This is a genomic window from Paenibacillus jepli (genome assembly GCF_047238105.1).
Classification (GTDB): Bacteria; Bacillota; Bacilli; order Paenibacillales; family Paenibacillaceae; genus Paenibacillus_D.
The window spans coordinates 58,057-76,712 of the sequence record NZ_JBDFMD010000002.1 but is presented as its reverse complement, the minus strand read 5'-3'; the positions used below and the strand labels follow the sequence as shown (position 1 = coordinate 76,712).

General features: G+C 44.2%; 17 protein-coding genes and 1 pseudogene. 5 read left to right on the top strand and 13 right to left on the bottom strand.

What is annotated here, in order from left to right; all coding sequences use genetic code 11:
• Positions 1–127 precede the first annotated feature (127 nt).
• From ABC336_RS31755 to ABC336_RS31745, 3 genes are read right to left on the bottom strand one after another with little or no spacing between them, the layout of a single operon-like run.
• Positions 128–754, bottom strand: coding sequence for a nitrite reductase (locus ABC336_RS31755; protein WP_413242741.1), 627 nt, complete (start codon positions 752–754; stop codon positions 128–130).
• 40 nt (positions 755–794) lie between these two features.
• Positions 795–3,221 (bottom strand): heavy metal translocating P-type ATPase, encoded by a 2,427-nt coding sequence (locus ABC336_RS31750; RefSeq protein WP_413242767.1) that lies wholly within the window; start codon positions 3,219–3,221, stop codon positions 795–797.
• A gap of 45 nt (positions 3,222–3,266) precedes the next feature.
• Positions 3,267–3,467 (bottom strand): cation transporter, encoded by a 201-nt coding sequence (locus ABC336_RS31745; RefSeq protein ID WP_413242740.1) that lies wholly within the window; start codon positions 3,465–3,467, stop codon positions 3,267–3,269.
• 137 nt (positions 3,468–3,604) lie between these two features.
• Between ABC336_RS31745 and ABC336_RS31740 the strand changes: the two genes are divergently transcribed.
• On the top strand, positions 3,605–3,934 hold the full coding sequence (locus ABC336_RS31740) for a four-helix bundle copper-binding protein (RefSeq protein ID WP_413242739.1): 330 nt from the start codon (positions 3,605–3,607) through the stop codon (positions 3,932–3,934).
• Between the two features lie 48 nt (positions 3,935–3,982).
• Here the strand turns inward: ABC336_RS31740 and ABC336_RS31735 are convergent, their stop codons facing one another.
• Positions 3,983–4,312: a metal-sensitive transcriptional regulator gene (locus ABC336_RS31735; RefSeq protein WP_413242738.1), complete on the bottom strand. Its 330-nt coding sequence runs from the start codon at positions 4,310–4,312 to the stop codon at positions 3,983–3,985.
• Between the two features lie 95 nt (positions 4,313–4,407).
• Here ABC336_RS31735 and ABC336_RS31730 point away from each other — a divergent pair, with 95 nt between their 5' ends.
• A complete protein-coding gene (locus ABC336_RS31730; RefSeq protein ID WP_413242737.1) occupies positions 4,408–5,583 on the top strand; it encodes a GDSL-type esterase/lipase family protein in 1,176 nt (391 codons plus the stop codon).
• 568 nt (positions 5,584–6,151) lie between these two features.
• On the opposite strand, the gene ABC336_RS31725 is transcribed toward ABC336_RS31730, so the two are convergent.
• From ABC336_RS31725 to ABC336_RS31700, 6 genes are all read right to left on the bottom strand, one after another.
• On the bottom strand, positions 6,152–6,538 hold the full coding sequence (locus ABC336_RS31725; RefSeq protein ID WP_413242736.1) for an HAD family hydrolase: 387 nt from the start codon (positions 6,536–6,538) through the stop codon (positions 6,152–6,154).
• 825 nt (positions 6,539–7,363) lie between these two features.
• Positions 7,364–7,903 carry a copper amine oxidase N-terminal domain-containing protein gene (locus tag ABC336_RS31720; protein WP_413242735.1) on the bottom strand — a complete coding sequence of 180 codons (540 nt, stop codon included), beginning with the start codon at positions 7,901–7,903 and terminating at the stop codon, positions 7,364–7,366.
• 178 nt (positions 7,904–8,081) lie between these two features.
• On the bottom strand, positions 8,082–8,519 hold the full coding sequence (locus ABC336_RS31715; protein ID WP_413242734.1) for an AbrB/MazE/SpoVT family DNA-binding domain-containing protein: 438 nt from the start codon (positions 8,517–8,519) through the stop codon (positions 8,082–8,084).
• A gap of 180 nt (positions 8,520–8,699) precedes the next feature.
• Positions 8,700–9,311 carry a recombinase family protein gene (locus ABC336_RS31710; protein ID WP_413242733.1) on the bottom strand — a complete coding sequence of 204 codons (612 nt, stop codon included), beginning with the start codon at positions 9,309–9,311 and terminating at the stop codon, positions 8,700–8,702.
• Between the two features lie 215 nt (positions 9,312–9,526).
• Positions 9,527–10,186 (bottom strand): hypothetical protein, encoded by a 660-nt coding sequence (locus tag ABC336_RS31705; protein WP_413242732.1) that lies wholly within the window; start codon positions 10,184–10,186, stop codon positions 9,527–9,529.
• Between the two features lie 48 nt (positions 10,187–10,234).
• Complete coding sequence (locus tag ABC336_RS31700) at positions 10,235–10,783, bottom strand: matrixin family metalloprotease (RefSeq protein WP_413242731.1); 549 nt, start codon at positions 10,781–10,783, stop codon at positions 10,235–10,237.
• A 335-nt stretch (positions 10,784–11,118) separates the two neighbouring features.
• Here ABC336_RS31700 and ABC336_RS31695 point away from each other — a divergent pair, with 335 nt between their 5' ends.
• Complete coding sequence (locus tag ABC336_RS31695) at positions 11,119–11,664, top strand: RNA polymerase sigma factor (RefSeq protein ID WP_413242730.1); 546 nt, start codon at positions 11,119–11,121, stop codon at positions 11,662–11,664.
• Positions 11,665–11,778: 114 nt separating this feature from the next.
• Here the strand turns inward: ABC336_RS31695 and ABC336_RS31690 are convergent, their stop codons facing one another.
• From ABC336_RS31690 to ABC336_RS31680, 3 genes are all read right to left on the bottom strand, one after another.
• Positions 11,779–12,675: a hypothetical protein gene (locus ABC336_RS31690; protein WP_413242729.1), complete on the bottom strand. Its 897-nt coding sequence runs from the start codon at positions 12,673–12,675 to the stop codon at positions 11,779–11,781.
• A 362-nt stretch (positions 12,676–13,037) separates the two neighbouring features.
• Positions 13,038–13,400: a hypothetical protein gene (locus tag ABC336_RS31685; RefSeq protein WP_413242728.1), complete on the bottom strand. Its 363-nt coding sequence runs from the start codon at positions 13,398–13,400 to the stop codon at positions 13,038–13,040.
• A gap of 148 nt (positions 13,401–13,548) precedes the next feature.
• Entirely contained in the window at positions 13,549–14,028 is a 480-nt protein-coding gene (locus tag ABC336_RS31680; protein ID WP_413242727.1) for a M23 family metallopeptidase, read from the bottom strand.
• A 342-nt stretch (positions 14,029–14,370) separates the two neighbouring features.
• On the opposite strand from ABC336_RS31680, the pseudogene ABC336_RS31960 reads away from it, so the two are divergent.
• Positions 14,371–16,433, top strand: a pseudogene (locus tag ABC336_RS31960) (copper-translocating P-type ATPase).
• Positions 16,434–16,470: 37 nt separating this feature from the next.
• Positions 16,471–18,648 carry a spermidine synthase family protein gene (locus ABC336_RS31660; RefSeq protein ID WP_413242725.1) on the top strand — a complete coding sequence of 726 codons (2,178 nt, stop codon included), beginning with the start codon at positions 16,471–16,473 and terminating at the stop codon, positions 18,646–18,648.
• Positions 18,649–18,656 lie beyond the last annotated feature (8 nt).

Sequence of the window (18,656 nt, the reverse complement as noted above, 5' to 3'; positions counted from 1 at the left end):
CCTGCCATTCCTTTATATTGTCACTCTTACACGATAAAAAGAGAAAAGGATGGGCGTGTGCCATCCTGTTCGAGGAACATGTTAGAAAGTATATCGTTCCTCTGATGTATCCATTTATTCTGAGCCTTCACTCTACCGATTCAACAATCTCACGCAACCGATCCAACGTCATTCGATCCGTGTAACGTGCATAGGTTTCTTTCTTTTTACCGTTTTGTTGAAAGTCACGAATTAAGATTAAAAGAATAGGATTAAGCTGATCGGCCGTCAATCCAGACAACAAGAGCTGCGCAAGCCGCGCTTTTAACCCTTTTGCTTCTCCACCTACATAAAGATCGAATGTATCCCTCATTTTCACCACAGCAATGTCTTTGAGCAGTGGCTCGCTTGTACCTAGCGCACACCCTGCATAACCGATCTTTAGGGGACTTGGAACGGGATGACCGACAACCACCTGATCCAGTGTTTTGGCAACGTCTAGTCCGGCTTCTTGCTCCCCACGACAAAAGTTGCAAGCTATGAGGTTTTTCGTGTAAAATCCGGCTTCCTGCACATCCAATCCTGCTTGACGCAATTGTTGTTTGACCTCTTCTATTCGCACTTCATCTACCGCTACATATAGCTGTTTGAAGGGTGTCATTTCAATTTGAGCGTCAATACCCACGATCTCGCCTATCAAGGCAAGCTGACGGGGCTGAAACAGTGTGCCGCCTACACCGAATCCAGGTGTGACGGCAAACTTTTTCAGTGCCATGTGAATGCTCTCCTCTCTTTTTAAATTTAGATCTATTTTGTTAAAGTTTTACCCGTTGGAGTCTCAAGGCGTTAAGAACAACCGACACAGAGCTGAAGGCCATCGCCGCACCCGCCACCCAAGGGGCAAGCAGTCCAATGGCAGCAATAGGGATACCCGCCGAATTATAAGCCAACGCCCAAAACAAGTTTTGGCGAATATTGCGCATTGTCTTACGACTCATAAAAATCGCATCCGGAATACTGTTTAGGTCGCCGCGCATCAAGGTAATATCGGCGGCTTCCATGGCGACATCGGTTCCTGTCCCAATTGCCATCCCAATATCGGCCATCGCGAGCGCCGGGGCGTCATTGATACCATCGCCTACCATCGCAACTTTCTTACCTTGTGCTTGCAACTTCTTCACTTCTTCAGCCTTACCTTCCGGCAGCACTTCGGCCAATACCTGTTCGATTCCGACTTGGCTAGCAATGGCTTGCGCGGTGCGCTCGTTGTCACCGGTAATCATGATGACTTCCAGTCCCTGACGCTTCAATCGTGCAATGGCCGCTTTCGATGTTTCCTTGATCGTATCTGCGACAGCCACCATACCGGCATATTGACCCTCAATCGCAATCAGCATGGCGGTTTTTCCGTTATGCTCCAACTGAGTCATATCCTCAAAAGCCTGTTCCGCGTCCACGTCGTATTTTGCCATCAAACGTCGCGTACCGGCAAGGATCTCCTTGCCTTCTACCACCGCACGAATCCCGTATCCCGGAATGGCTTCAAATTCACTGGGTTCAGGCAGTTCGATGCCGCGTTCTTTTATACCTTCGACAATGGCTTCGGCAAGCGGATGCTCCGAACTTTTCTCCGCAGAACCCACAAGTCGCATTAGATCGGCTTCCTCAATGCCTGCGGCAAGCACATCGGTCAATTCAGTTTCACCCTTGGTGATCGTTCCGGTTTTGTCCAAAATAATCGTCTCGATTTTATGCGTGGACTCCAAATGCTCGCCGCCTTTGAACAGTACGCCGCCTTCTGCGGCACGTCCAGAGCCAGCCATGATAGACGTTGGCGTGGCCAAGCCAAGCGCACACGGACACGCAATGACGAGGATCGCAATGGTTTTTTCTAGTGCACCGCCGAAATCGCCGGGCGTTACAAGGAAGTACCATACCGCAAAGGCAACAATCGCAATCACGACAACGATCGGAACGAAAATACCGGAAATCTGGTCGGCTACGCGTTGAATTGGCGCTTTGGAGCCCTGGGCTTCTTCCACCACTTTAATGATTTGAGCCAATGCTGTTTCCTTGCCGACTTTGGTTGCCTTCATTTTTAAGCGCCCGTTTTTGTTCACCGTTGCACCAATGACATGATCGCCCGGTCGTTTCTCAACCGGCAGACTCTCGCCCGTAAGCATGGATTCGTCTACTGCGGATGTGCCCTCCATGACTTCACCATCCACCGGCACTTTTTCGCCCGGCTTCACCAATACAACATCACCAGTCGTTACTTCATCAAACGGAATCGACATTTCTTGTCCATCTCGTATAACCAGCGCGGTTTTTGCCTGGAGTCCCATCAGCTTCTTAATCGCTTCGGAGGTCCGGCCTTTCGCTTTAGCTTCAAACCATTTCCCGAGTACGACCAACGTAATAAGAACGGCGCTTGTTTCAAAGTACAAGTCCGGATGTTGGTGCCCAGCGTGAGCAGAGCCTATATACTCGAAGGTTAGATAGATGCTGTAAAAATAAGCAGCCGACGTACCCAGTGCAATCAGCACGTCCATATTGGCACTTTTATTGCGCAACGCTTTATACGAGCCAACATAAAAAGGCTTCCCGATATAAAACTGTACCGGGGTTGCCAGGATTAGTTGAAACCATGGGTTCATAAAAAGATCCGGCATGTAAATCCATGTGGTAAACGAAAAGTGGGTCACCATCGACCATAACAATGGGAAAGAAAGGACGGCTGAAATCAAAAAATTACGGCGATAGCGGGCAATATCTTTTTGACGATGATCTTCTCCCCCGGCCTGCTCCTGTTTTGGCTGTGCCTTATACCCTAACTTTTCAATGCGTTGCTGCATATCCGACACCGCGACATCTGAAGCATTGTACTCCACATGTGCGGTTTCCATTGCAAAATTAACGGTAGCTTTTGTAACCCCCGGCATCTTGTTAAGGCTTTTTTCGATCTTGGTTGCACAAGCGGCGCAGGTCATGCCGGTCAGCTGTAAATCGATTTCGTCTTTCACTGTTCCATAGCCAAGCTTTTGAATATTCTGTTCCATTCGACTCATGTCCGTTTGAGAAGGATCAAAAGTTACTGTGGCTCGTTCCATTGCAAAATTCACATTCGCTTGTTTGATTCCCTCCATCTTACTCAACCCTTTTTCAATTCGGTTAGCGCAAGCGGCACACGTCATGCCTGTAATTTGCATGGAGCTTTGTTGTAAACTTTCCTGCTTTGACATCATCAATCACCTCGCATTTACCTTCATATTGTATAATCTTGTTGTTTATTCCACACCATAACCTTGTTCTTCGATGGTTTCTTTAATGGACGCAAGCGAAAGTTTGTTTTCATCATAGGAAACATCAACTGTGCCGTCACTAAGGTTTACTTTACTTTCCACCCCAACTTCTTTCAGGGCACTTTCAATGGAATTAACACAGTGACCACAAGACATGCCAGTTACGTTCAACGTTATATTTTTCATGTAAAATCTCTCCTATTCGTTTGTTCATTATACACTAGTAGTGTACCCCCCTATAGTATATATGTCAAGTGGATGATTTATATATAGTTAACTGGGGTATACTATACACGAACCTAAAAATAAGGAGTGAATAAACAATGCACGAACAATTCAAACAATGTATCGAAGAATGCCTGAAATGTATGCAAGAATGCAATCACTGTTTCGATGCTTGCCTCAAGGAAGACGACGTTAAGATGATGGCCGAGTGCATTCGTCTGGATCGCGAATGTGCGGATATCTGCGCCTTCGCCGCTGCTGCTATGTCTAGAAATAGTCCGTTCGCAAAAGAAATTTGCAAGTTGTGTGCTGAAATTTGTGAAGCTTGCGGAAACGAATGTGCCAAGCACGAACACCACGAACATTGCAAACGCTGTGCCGAAGCTTGTTTCCGTTGTGCGGAAGCATGTCGCAAAATGGCTGTATAAGTCCAGTAAAAAAGGGGGATTGCTTGTATAAGTATCCCCCTTTTCTGCTTATTTAATTAACTTGTTTACGGTAGTTAAAAGTTCATCTAGAACTTCGTGATCGCCTTCTTCAATTCGTTCAATCACACAGCTTTTCAAATGATGTTCCAGAAGCTGTTTCCCTAGACCGTTCAAGGCGGATTGAATGGATGCAATTTGATTCAGTACATCATCACAGTACGTATCTCGTTCGATCAGCCCTTTCACTCCGCGCACTTGCCCTTCAATACGATTCAGTCGATGAACCAAGCTGCGCTTTGTTTTTTCGGAATGATGACTTTTCCGCTCTGTAGAGGATGTATGGTCACATGAGGCGGCCTCAAGTATCGTATTATCCATTTGAATCAGCTCCTTTATATACAGATTAACATACCCCCTCTCCCTATGTAAAGTTGAGGGATTCCATATTTTCGATAAGAAAGGAGGCATCATGTATGTCTCAATGGCAAAGAGTGTGGTACGCAAGCCAAGCTTCATTTGATGACCGTTTTTTTGGTCAGACCTTATCACATGTTTCATTTGAAAATCAAACGATCCGTATGGTGGTACATCCTCATGCTTACGGTACGCTATGGCGTCTTAAGTTCTCCAATCTGTACGGGACTTATCCTTTAACTCTGGATAACGTGACGCTTGCAAGCCAACGAAATAATCAACTTATAGAAGATCAAACGATAGTCGATGTCACGTTTGAAGGAATGTCAAAGGTTGTTATTGCGGTAGGTGCGGAAGTATATAGTGACAATATAATGTTCCATGCTGACCCAAACGCTGATATTGCCATCAGCTTGTTTACCCCTATATATACTAATGCCTCCACATGGCATTTCTCTCCCGCTCGATCTACGTATATCGCAGAAGGAGAAAAGACAAAAGCAAATGATGCTGCCTTATTTGATACAACAATACACTCGTATTATTGGCTAACGGCTTTAGACGTCATGATGGAAGCCGATCCAGCCCTCTTCATTGCGATGGGCGACTCAATTACAGAGGGGTATGCTTCCAGCCTAAATACCAATAACCGTTGGCCAGATTTGTTACAACAAAGATTTCTTCAAGCCAATCCAAATCAACAGCTCACGATTCTAAATGCTGGACTAAGTGGAAACATGATACTTAGAGATGCAAGACATATTGAATTCGGCGCCTCACTAGGGTTAGCAAACGCAGGCGAACGGATGCTGGATCGCTTAGAAAGGGATGGGCTTTCGCAGCCAGGATTGAATGGCATTATTTTTCATGGCGGTATCAACGATATTTTCGGAGACATCACCGCAGAGCAACTAATCGAAGGCATAAAAGAATTAGCTGATCGGGTGAATAGAAAACAACAACAGATCAACATGGCCATAGCGACCATTACGCCCTTTGGTGGATCGGCCTATTTTACGAAGGAACGAGAACAAGTGCGCCAAAAAGTGAACCAATGGATTCGTGCAAACACTAATTTTGATCTGGTCATCGACCTAGATCAAACGCTGACTGATCCGCAAAATCCCTCCCAACTTCTTCACACCTACGATTACGGAGACAAAGCTCATCCGAATGACGAAGGGAATAGAGCCATAGCGAATGCTATACCATTGTCCTTTTTGAATAAGAACTAAAAAGAAGTAGGAGTCATATTGTGCCTCTAAGTGTTAAATGTTACTGATATCATAATTTAACCCATGGTTCGCCGCAGTTTCATAGAAAGAACTACACAACCAAGCTCGTCTATTTTTCGAACCATCCAAATCTGCTTCAATTCTTCGGCCTCCCTCTTATAAAATGGATAATATAATTGCTTCTGGCTCGCTTCATATAGAGGAATTGGACGCCATTGTCTCCCAAAGCCACACACGACAGGAAGCTGTTACGGTGAAGTATTTACTTAACAATCGCTTGCGGCAGGCTATCGGATAAGTCGATCTTGCGATCCCTTAAATCAGTTCTTAACGCTTGACACCAACGAAGAACGCGTTCGAATACCCTTTCGAACCATCGCCCACATCACATCATCCACAACGCGTTAAAGCTTCAGCTCCTGTCAAGAAAACTGTGTAAACAAAAAACGCGCCGGCAGCCGAGCTGCAGCGCGCATTTTGTTTACATTTAAGGGATTGGGTGCCGAAAGCCCGTTTACATCTGAATCGATGGCCACCGCCGATCGTTCAGCGCTGGCGACCAATCCGTTTACATCCAGCCAAGCAATTTGTATAGCTCTCGCGTATCGAACGTCCCCCGGTTACGCTTGAACAGTTCCACGATAGCAGCGGCTTCACCCGGTAGCAATGCCTTATACGGATCGAAGGTCTCTCCGTCCCGTTCCCAAATTCGTTTTACAAACACGGCGGCTCCGTAGACCTGATCCTCTGCGCTGCCATTGGTCAGCGTAAAGTTAAAGGGGAGTCCATCCAGTGCCGAAGAATCACCGACCGTCACATACAAGTCATTCCCTAGATTCGCGTGATCACGTCTCGATCCATTAAAGAGTTTTTCGCCATAGCTTCCCATTATCAAAAAATCAATTTCTTTCATCTCCGGTCTGTGACCGGGCTTGACCTCTACGACTAGAATCATATCCATCCCACCTCAATGCTGTATTTTCTCCATCATACCATCTGTGAAAGACAAGAAGTTGTCTCGAACGAATGTTCTTAAGAATGATTAGCGTGTTGCCCATTTTCGGTTCGCTACATGATTACGTTGTAATTGAATAACCAACCATTTTATGAAAACTTCCCGGTACAAACAGGACGATTGGGAACAACGAATGTAATTAAAATGGTTCACGGCGTGGAAGAGACCGGGAATAATACGTACAGCCAAGCCAGTTTTTCATATGTACAGCTACGTGCCAACAGTTCCGGCATTTCTTATGTGAACTGGGATGACACAATCCAATCCCCTGGCGGTGCAAATAATTTCAAATCATTCTCACCCATTCTGCTTTTCACCAGTTTGTCAGCCACGTAATTCATCGCTGACAGGCCAGATAAGAAAAAAAAGAACCCTCTCTCTGATTCTGATTCAGAGGGTTCTTTTTTTATTTATTTTCTTCTATCGGGAAAATATCTCCCATGTTATTCATCTCTTGCGTACCCAATTCGATAACATTTCCTTGTTGATCGCCTGACCCGCATGAGTTGAGATCTCATAGTACACCATGCTTGTTTGTCCCCGCAGCCTTGTTGCTACTTCTTCTGTTAAACCCTGTCCTGGAAGGAAAAATAATGGACTCTCATTGGATCCTTCCATTAAAATTTGCCTGACCAAACTCTCCATGCCGCATTCTCTCCAACTTCATAGCCACTTATAACACCAGCTTGTGAGAGAAAAAATATATATCGGATTGCCCTTCTGGGAAGTACACCAAAAGCGTACTGGTGTTTAATCCATTTGACTCTATAGTTGGCAGTAACGAGTTTGGGGCAGAGTCAGAGCAGCGGATCTAGCTTCATTTAAGTCCTCACTATTCAAATGATCTTTCATACTCTGATCAATCTTTGCAACGTAAACCGTGCGTTCCCCTTCATTCCATGCCACATCTAAGCCTAAATGCTCTGCTATGACGCGTAAAGGCACCATAACCCTACTTTGAACGATTGCAGGGGCAACATCGGTTTCTACCCGTTCAAGATTGACATATAACCTTATGACGCTCGTTGATGTGCGTACCCCCGTCACAATCTCAGGCGTGCCACCAATCATAACCGCTTGGTGTTCGGCATCCCAACGCACATCTAAATCGAGTGCCTCAGCGACGGCGCGAACAGGAACCATTACGCGATCGCCCGCAATCATAGGGGGAACTTCCGTCTCCACAATATTACCATTCATCATGATTTTGATTGTTCCATTTGCCTCGGTCTCAGGCGCTAAATAACCGAATATCCCAAACATCATGGCCAAAATAACAACAGATTTCCAAGTCTTGTTAAGCATCCAATCCCTCCCTTATATTCTTTGACGTCCCTAGCCTTATAAATGATTCATGATTTTACGTGCAAACTCATATAGTTTCAGAATTCTCCAGCCGCTCAGTCATTCCGTTTTGCACCAGTTTGTCATCCAAGCAATTCATCGCTAACAGGCCAGATAAAATTCCTAATTATAGGATCAGTCAATCTTCATGCAATCGCACTTCTCTCTTGAGCTGACTTATTCTGCCTTGAGAAACCCCAACCAATAAGGCTAACTCTTTTTGGCTTGCCTGGGGATTTTGTTCGATGATGGTGACAAACCTCTTCAAGGTATCCCCACTACGTCTACGCTTGGCCGGTGCCTGTGGCGTTTCGCTCTCAGGTATATGTCTTCTAGCTAGTTCATTCAAACAATTTGAGCAAATAAAACTATGGCGAAAAAAATTCAAATTTTCAGTCGAGGGGCAAAAGTAACAAGCTTGACCTCGGTATTTACGAAATTGAATTTTTTCGTTTTGATCGTCTACAAAGACTTCGAGAGGGTCACCTTCTTCTATCCCCAACACCCGTCTTAATTCTATCGGTAAGACAATTCGTCCCAACTCGTCAATTTTCCGAACGATCCCTGTGTTCTTCATTACTTCTCCCCTTTGTTTACGATTCAGCGGATCTCTCCCGTTAAAATGTAAACGTATCGCGTTTGTCTGTCCGGATCACAAAGGGATGTCTGTTTACATTTTAGCCTGCCGGTTTCATGATATTGCTTACATCATCTCGGATTACCACTGGTCATGTTTTCAGAACGATTGACTGCTACACTATTTCTTCAATCTTTCCTCATATTCCTTTACGCGGCGATAGAACGTCGTACGGCTCATGCCAAGTTTGAGCATGGCGGCTTTCGCGGTAAAATCCCCACCTTTCCATGAATCGTAGGACTGAATGAAATTCTGATCGATTTCATGTTTGGGACGTCCGAACTTCACTCCGTCAGCGCGGGCCACCTCAATCCCTTCCGCTTGCCGTTCACGATTCTTCTTCCTTTCTTGTTCAGCTACATAAGCCAGCATGCTCAAAAATTGGTCTTCAAGTAATTTCCCGATATCTCCCATCGTTTTGAATTTTCTTGAATCGAACAATTCCTGATTATCCAAGCAGACGATATCGGCATTCAGTTGACGGGTGATGTATTTCCATTCGCGTATGATGCCATCATAGTCCCGCCCAAGACGATCCAGGGCATCCAGGTAAATTAAATCCCCTTCTCGAATGAGTAGGCGCATCGCTTGATATTGCGGGCGTTCAAAATTTCTGCCGGTTAGTTTGTCCACGAATGTATACCGCTCGTCTACCCCAAGCTCCCTAAACTTCAAAATTTGACGCTGAGGATTTTGGTCTTTGGATGAAACCCTTCCATAAGCAATTTTCAAACCGTGATCCTCCTATAATTCGTTTCAAAAAGTGGTGTTTATTTTCGGAACATCCCTAAAGCAATTATAGGACTTTTTGAAACACTTTTACAGGCTTTTTTTCTGTATCCCAAAAAGCATGCTTTTCGGAACAAAAAAAGCAGCTCATAAAGCGCCGCTTTTTCTTACATGTTAATGTTATTCCACTGGTCTCAATGGCCAAATTTTTGCGAAGGTTATTTCAGATTATATTTTTCAACAATGTATGCAAAATATCTCTGATATTCTTCTTGAGAATGATCTTCACTTTCAGTAAATTTAACAGATGGATCAATTGCAGGTTGATCGCCGCTTAAATCAAATTTACCAAGGTTCGAGTTCATAACAACATAGTCACCTTCGCTATTTGCATGCAAAAAGACAATGTATTCTTTATCTTTTTGCATTTCAGCGTAATCATTTCTCGTTATTTTTTGTTCTTTTGTGGCCGGGTCGTTGTATCCAATGGTTTCAATTACACGAAATACATCACCTGATTGCAAATCTAAATCATCAGGTTTCTTTAAAATATCCGTTACGGTCAACTCAGTAAACGTATAAAAGTCCTGAATCTCTCCGTCGCTGAACGTTGTTGTTACATGGTCTCTATCAGCAAATTCTTTGGTGGGAATTGCTCTAATAATTAAGCCGGCTTTTTCATCCATCTCATCGGCACCGGAGTACCTAGTTTTAAGAACATCGAAACTTATGACATCCTCGGAAACCATACCGTGTTGCGCTGGACTACTAGTGCTAGACTTTGCATTGGATTGAGAAGTAAAATACCAAGATACTGCTACAATAACAGCGAGAGACAGCACATAAAAAAGTGCATTTCTTTTTAAATTCTGAATCATTTTGTACCCTCCTGTAAAATCATTTTAGTCTTAGAATGATTGGTTGTACTAAACGCCCCATTTTGCTTTTAACTGATTCATATCGTACTGCTGAACCCCTATATTCTGGAGCCATGGTTGCATAACTGAGTTTGTTAATTCGTTCGATGTGTGTGCCAAAGATAGGGAATGTCCGATTTCATGAATTGCTGCACTTAGTCTATATGAGTAGTTGTTTGGGAGGTTATTATTGTACAGAGCAACAGTGGTATACGCTCTAGTGCATGTTATACAGACTGGCGACCCACTAGCATTAAAGTAGCTAGCCAAACCCATTAATTCTGGATCTGTTGTAGTTCCCACATAATACTTATCGGGTGTTCCAGCCGAAGACGTAGTTTTACCAACGGCAACACGCGAAGAAATCCCCCCCCAACTAGCCCTTGCACTATCGTAAATCCCAGTATACCCATAGCTTGCAACAGAAGAATCATACCATGCGTTGAATTGAGCTGAGGAGCGTCCTCCTGCATTGTAATCCGCGCTGGTAACCGAAGCCAAGCTGAATGCCGTTACCAAAGCCAGCGACGCCATCGAAACTTTAACTTTTCTTTTCATTAAATTAGCCTCCTTTGAGTGTAATACCTGTACAGCACTCGGTGAATCGGCTTCTTGTTAACTTAAACGATTCATCCTTGAGAAATGTTGCTTAGGTTCCAAAAATATACAACCCCCAACCTCCTTTAGAAAAGATTTCACTTCAAAAACGAAGGTAACCTCCTAAGTAGGCTCCTATCTATATAACGAGTAAAAGTAGCAAATCCTGACCTTTTCTACCAATTTTTTATTCTTTGGGGTATACTAGATTTTGGAAAGGTCATTTATCCATCTCTCTTGATCCTGAAAATGATAAGAACCATTCAACAACAAATTGGGGAGGAGCGCGCCCATTAATGGAGAAGAAATGGTTTGATTTATTGAACAGGCCGTATGATGAATTGGAAAAAGACCAACAGGAAAGCATCTACAAAAGATACCGTACCTTCGTTTACAAAGACTTATATGCTCTGATTGCCGATCACGCACTCACTGAAGATTTGATTCACGAAAGTTTTTTAAAAGTCATACTAAAAGCACCTCATCTTCTATCCATTGAAAACATACCTGCTTGGATGAAGCGTGTTGCTTACACTACTGCCATTGACTTTATACGAAAGACCAACAGAGAAAAAGAACAGCTTGCCGCTATTGGCCCTCTCTATGAGGTATTTGAGGAAAACGCCGTGGAATCAGTCTTAGAAGAAAAGTGGAGACTAGAAGGGTTATATGAGGCTCTCAAAGAACTCGGAACTACTAACCGGCAAGTGCTTAATTTATTTTATGCGGAAGACAAAAGTTGTAAAGAAATCGGTGAAATCGTTGATATAACAGAGAACGCTACATACAAACGACTGTCAAGAGCTAGAGAGCATCTTCGAGAACTCATAACGCAAATGTGATTCCAAATATTCGATGGGTTTTGAAAAATACAAGGAGCCGTTTGCTCTAAAGTAAGCAGACGGCTTTTCTACTGTGAAAAGCATTCAAATCTAATACGCCATACATTCTCTGTATTACTTACTTATCACCCATCCTTTGATAAGGTAGGTTAAGTTCTCACTAAAATGCCAAAGCCATTGCTTTGTTAACAAGCGATTTTTTGCGGGAATATACTTGTTAATCATTTCGCTCGTTATTCTTCCATTAATAAAATAAGTTCCCCCCTTATGTTCGATTTGATTTTGTATTGTTTCATCAAGCATTAATTCGGCAGTACCGACTAATCCATTAAGAGGCAGCATTGTATTAGAATCGATGAATCCCCAAGCGTATTGCTCTGAAGTTAAAACGCCTACTCCCGACTCTTCTTTTAAAAGTTGCCATACCTGCTGGACGTGCATTTCAGCTACGATATCACCAAATTGTTTAGCAAGCGTAATTAGTCCGTTATGTTGAGTTTCTTCGACCGTTTGAACAAAAGGGATAATTAGTTGAGTAGAGACCGTGGAGGACAATGCTAAGGAATAAGTTTCTTGCCCATTGTTTATTTTCGGAACCTGGAGGTCTCTTATCAATGCAGATAGTAATCTCTCAGCGGCAGTATTATTGATAAAAAGACAACTTATGATTTCTTGTATTTTGTCCATTTGCAGTGCAACAATGTCTTCATTTATTAGATTTATTTTTCCTTGCGATTGCTCATCAAATTTCTGCTTGGTCTCAGTAAGGGTAATTCTATCAACGTCTAAAAAGTCAATTGACTCATAGTTATTTACGATTTCAGATAAAGGTAAATCGTAACCTTTGCCTACTCCTACAATTATGGCATTATTAAAATCATCGCTGAAAAATTTTGCACTCTGATAAAGCTTTTGAAGTTCTAATTTATGAGGTAACCAGTGTTGAACAATTGACTCTAGATTTGTATTCATTTCACGATAGAAATTTTGCAACACCTTATGTGCAACCATTACCCATACCTCCTTTTTTTATTCTATACGTTCCTCATTGTAACTAATTTAGAAAAGAGAAGTTCTTTTTCGACAAAACCTGTAATTATTCGACATATAGATTTTTTGTTTGGCAGGCTCTATTGCTTTCATTTTTTGCAACTGTCGGCGAGCTGCAGCCCGTTAATTGTTTATAAGTAAGTCAGTGAGATCCCAGAAGTTGTTTACATCTGGAGCTGTGGCCACCGCCGATCCGTCCGGAACAGGCGGTGGTTTTGTTTACAAGTTACTTCCCACCCGTAATAACTTAATTAAAAAGGTAAAAGGCGAGATAAGGCGCTGAATGATGACATTGAAACGAGATCGTAGCAAACATCCGATTCTTATTCTTGGGGAAGTGATCGGTAGCACTCTCCGAGTATCATTTCTGCTTCTATAGGTGTCCGCGGTGGATCACACTCGAATCCCGATCGCCGCATTGCATCTGCGAATCCAACGGCATTGAACATATCGGCTTCGACAAGAAATTCCCTTTGAATTTCCATCAACGCCCATTGCTTCGGGAAATCAATCCTTCCTTCAAGCACATGCACCAATATATCCGAACTGTTATGATCAGTAATGCGAATTTCCGGAAAGTCCTTCTTGTACTGCTGCACATACACATGGATGGCTTCTACGCTTTCCAGCGGATCGCCCCGATGGTAGCGCCCTCCCTTTTCAATGAACCGATAACCTAAATACATAGCAGCCTCCTATTGTTTACATTTGCAGCGCCTGCCGGCGAGCTGCAGCGCGTTTTTTGTTTACAAAAAACACATCGAGATCCAGGATGTTGTTTACTTATGAAGAGGTGGCCGCCGCTGATCCTTCCGGAGCGAGTCGTAGCCTTGTTTACAAGTTACTTCCGCCCGTGATAATTGGATTAAATGGCAAAAGGTAAGGCAACGGGTCGACAGAAGCGCCGTTCATACGAATTTCAAAATGCAGATGCGGTCCGGTTGAATTTCCCGTATTCCCGACGAGGCCGATGGATTCCCCAGCCCTAACTTGAACTCCCTTACGGATTCGCCCATGTTCCAGCATATGAGCGTAGAGGGTCTTCACCCCGTTTCCATGATCAATAATGACCGTATATCCATAGCTACCGTATTCGCCGCTAAATTCGACATATCCGGTAGAGAACGCCACAATGTTGGCCCCCGTTGAATCTCCGGCTGCGGCAATGTCTACACCGTTATGCATCCTTCCCCAGCGCATGCCGAACCCTGATGTACGGATTTCGGTATAATCCGCAAGGCGTTTTGTATGTTGGAGGGTATAACCAAACCGGATATTGTTTGCGATGGACCCAAGCGTTTTCGTTGAATGCACTGCCCATTCCGAAGCTAACGGAAGACGCCCCGGCCTATGTTGCCCAGAACCCGGTCAATGAAGAAGAACTTGTTTTTACAACGTTCAAAAAAGACGTTTTTCTATCCAACGATCAAGTCCTGAATTGGATAAAAATTGCCAATCAATCAACTAATCCAATAACGGTGAATCCGTTACATGCAGCCGTCCCCTTGAGGGATTGGCTGCATGTTTGCTTACGGCCAGTTACCCGTTTTTCTGAAATACTTATCACTACAGGTATAGGAATAAAAATTCATTTATTCGGGCAAAATAGTAGAAAATAGTTGAACAGGATACAATTGTTCATAGGAGGGCCCAATGATGAATCATCTTACCACTGACCATATTGCAAAAACCCATCATGGGCATCGCCACTCAGATCATTCTGATGGGCATCGCCAGGAAAAAAGCGCTCATCAAGAACATCAAAGCCATAACAAACATCATGGCCATATGGTAACAGAGTTTAAAAAACGCTTCTATATAACTTTGGCCGTCACGATTCCGATTGTACTTATTTCGCCGATGATTCAAATGTTTCTTAGTGTGGACTGGCGTTTTCCCGGCGATATGTTCGTATTGTTTGGGCTGTCATCATTTGTCTTTTTCTACGGTGGCTGGCCGTTTCTTATGGGTGCAAAAGACGAACTTATCCATAAAATCCAGGCATGATGACCTTGATAACTTTGGCGATCGTCGTTGCCTATGTTTACAGTTCTGCTGCAGTTCTCAGATTGGCGGAAAGTGAGTTTTTCTGGGAGCTTGCGACACTGATTTTTATTATGCTACTTGGACATTGGATTGAAATGCGCTCTGTCATGGGGGCGTCAAAAGCACTCGAAGAACTCGCTAAGCTCATGCCGTCAGAAGCGCATCTGATTGATAAACATGGAAACATTATCGATGTTGATGTGAGCAAATTGCAACAGGGAGATAAAGTACTTGTTAAACCCGGTGAAAAAGTACCGATTGATGGTGAGATTATAGAAGGAAGATCGACCATCGACGAATCGATGCTTACAGGGGAGTCGGTTCCGATTGAAAAAGGTGCAGGCGCGGAAGCGATTGGCGGTTCGATCAATGGAGAGGGATCACTGACTATAACCGTAAAGAAGACCGGTAAAGAAACATATTTATCGCAAGTGATCGACCTCGTGCGAAAAGCTCAGGAATCCAAGTCACGTACGCAAGACCTAGCCAACCGTGCAGCAAGATGGCTTTTATGGCGCTTTAGCGGCAGGCTTTGTTACGTTTATGCTATGGATATCCATTGGGTATCCTTTCGCATTTGCGATCGAGAGAACGGTAACAGTGCTGATTATCGCTTGTCCTCATGCGCTTGGGCTTGCCGCGCCGCTCGTTGTGGCGGTTTCGACTTCCATTGCGGCGAAGAAAGGATTGCTGATTCGCAACCGTGTCGCTTTTGAAGGCGCGCGCAATATTGATGCCGTTGTGTTTGACAAAACAGGCACGTTAACAAAAGGGGAGTTTGGCGTATCAAATGTTCTCCCAGCAGGAGACTACACGGAAAATGAAGTTCTAAGCTATGCCGCTGCAGTAGAAGCGCAATCCGAACATCCCCTTGCCCGCGGCATCATCGCGAAAGTTAAGGATGATGGGATTGATCTTATTAAAGTGGCCGATTTTGAATCTCTGACCGGAAGGGACTTCGCGGAACGGTTGAAGGAAAAGAAGTCATGGTTGTTAGCCCCGGTTTCGTAATCGAGCAGCATATTACTTTTGATGAGCTTCAATTTAATGAGTGGTCGAAAGAAGGAAAAACAGTCGTATTTACACTGATCAATGGCGAACTCGCCGGTATGATTGCCCTTGCTGATATCGTGCGCGAAACCGCGAAAGAAGCAGTAAGGGAATTGAAACATATGAATATCAAATCGATCATGCTGACGGGAGACAACAAAAAGGTAGCGCAATATGTAGGGGACCAACTTGGCTTGGATGAAATTTTCGCTGAAGTATTGCCTCATGAAAAATCGGATAAAATTGAACAGGTTCAAAAGGGTGAAGGTCTACGGACTGCGATGACAGGGGACGGTGTTAATGATGCACCGGCGCTTGCCAAAGCCGATCTCGGAATCGCGATCGGGACTGGTACAGACGTGGCAATTGAGACAGCGGACGTTGTTCTCGTCAAGAGCAACCCCAAAGATGTCATAAGCATTATGAAATTATCCAAGGCAACTTACCGTAAAATGATTCAAAATCTATGGTGGGCGACTGGATACAACATTGCTGCTATACCAATCGCCGCAGGTGCTTTGTATTCGTATGGAATTGTATTAAGCCCGGCTGTCGGTGCTGTCCTCATGTCAATGAGCACGATCATCGTCGCCATTAATGCAAAGCTTCTAAATATCGATTAGAGGAGCGATAGTTATTAACCGGACTGATCGGAAGGACATGTTGCTTACATTTTGTACTGCATTTGCCTTTATAGTTTATGAAGTCTATCTCTCGCGTTTTTTTTCGGCCATATTGGATTACACTTTTGTCTTTTTGGCGATTTCCTTGGCCACGCTCGGCATCGGACTCGGAGGCTATTTGGCTTATAAAGCGGGAAGGGGGCTTTATAACTTCCGTTATATCGGACTGGGCCTATTTGGGCTTTGCATCATCGTTTCGACCTTGGCTATGTACATGATGCCTTATGTGGGACTCTGGTTTTATTCGCCGATGGCCTTCATTCCTTTTTTAGCAGGTGGTTCATTGCTGGCCGCGATCATTCAGGAACAGCGTGAACATGTTCGCGCGATATATTTCTCTGACTTGAGCGGGGCCGGAATTGGCGCTGCTAGTTCGATATGGTTGATGAATGTCGTTACCCCGCTGCAAACGATAAGCTTGATATCGGCATTACTGGTTCTCGTCAGCTTTTCACTGAATTTCAGCTTCGTGAACAGATACCGGGTAAAAAAGCGTTATATGGTCAGCTTTGCGTTGATACTCTTTCTCTCAGCCCAGCCTTTCATAAGCGATCTTCCCTTTCGGACTTACGATACTAGCCCGTCGAATGTATTTGTGAATGAAACAGAGGCAGAAATCGTTTATTCGGAATGGAATTCTTTTGCACGTACTGATGTTTACGATGCAGGGGACGGGGACTTGCTCTATATTACGATAGACGGCGGAGCGGTATCCCCAATGTCCAAATTCACCGGCGACTTGAAGAAGGTTCAGTATTTGCAAACGACAACGGGCTACTTAGCTTTTCAAGATATAGCGAATGAACGGGCTTTGATTATTGGCGCCGGAGGAGGGCAAGAGGTGTTAACCGCACAACTGGCGGGGTTTGAACAGATTGAAGCGGTCGATATTAATGCTGGCAGTTTTCGCGCCGTACAGGCGCTCTCCTCCATTTCCGGAGACGTCTTTCACCAACCGGGTGTGACGGCAATCGTATCCGATGGAAGAAATTATATCCGAAAAACGGGAAACATGTACGATTTGATTTATTTATCGTTGGTTAAGAAGGCATCAGAGAATGGGATGGGGTTGGCATTAACCGAAAACTATATTTTTACGGAAGAAGCCGTTCACGAGTACATGAATAAATTAAAACCGAACGGAAGACTTGCTTTTTTATTGCATGACGAGTCTGAATTGATGAAAGTTATCGCCGCGGCAGAAAAATCGCTTGAAAAGTTGGGGATTCCTGACGACCAACGATTCAATCACATTGCCGTGATCGGTACGTATCAGCATCTTGGTCATAAAGTATGGGGGATGGGGGGAACCAAAATCACACGGCCGCTTTTGCTTGTAAACAGGCACGCTTTCTCATTAAGGGACGTTCGGCGTCTTCAAGCTGAAGCGGAATCTATTCAACAAATCCCGATTCAACTTCCATACGTGAACAATCAGTTGTCGTTCTTGCCCGCGATGGCAGCTGAACACCCCCCCTCCCTATCCATGAATCGCGACGATAAGCCATTTTTTTATAATAAAACGGGTGAAATGCCTCGCTCACTTTTTTGGGTAGCGGCGGTACCTGTATTAATCGTTTTGATGCTGATTCGAAGAACGAACTTCGCCTATGGAGGCGCTGCTTATTTTTCCGGTATTGCTATGGGATTTATTATGATTGAAACAACGCTTATCCAACGGTTGATCCTACCATTAGGCCACCCGACATTATCGTTTGTACTCGTGCTTGGGGTTTTACTGCTCGCTGGCGGGGTTGGCAGCCTGCTTTCAGCGAAATGGGTTACAACACAGTCCAAACGATATACACCGCTTTTGTGGGTTGCCGTTCTTGCAATCGGAATCCATGCTGGCTTGTCTTGGTACGATGGTCAAACTTATTATTGGCCTTTGGTTTACCGGGTCGCGGCAGCTGTGCTGTTTTTGATTCCTCTCGGCTTTTTTATGGGAATGCCATTTCCGTATGGGTTAAACCGGATGACAGGGCGGCAAATAGCAGCAAGCTGGGCCATTAATGGACTGATGACGGTCGTCGGCTCTCTTCTATCTGTCCTGATCTCTCTGTCCATGGGATTTACGGTCGCGATGGCGGTCGGCTCAGGTATATACGCATTGTTGTATATTATACAACCTCGACTTGCTTTTTCTCGATCATAAGTAAGGAC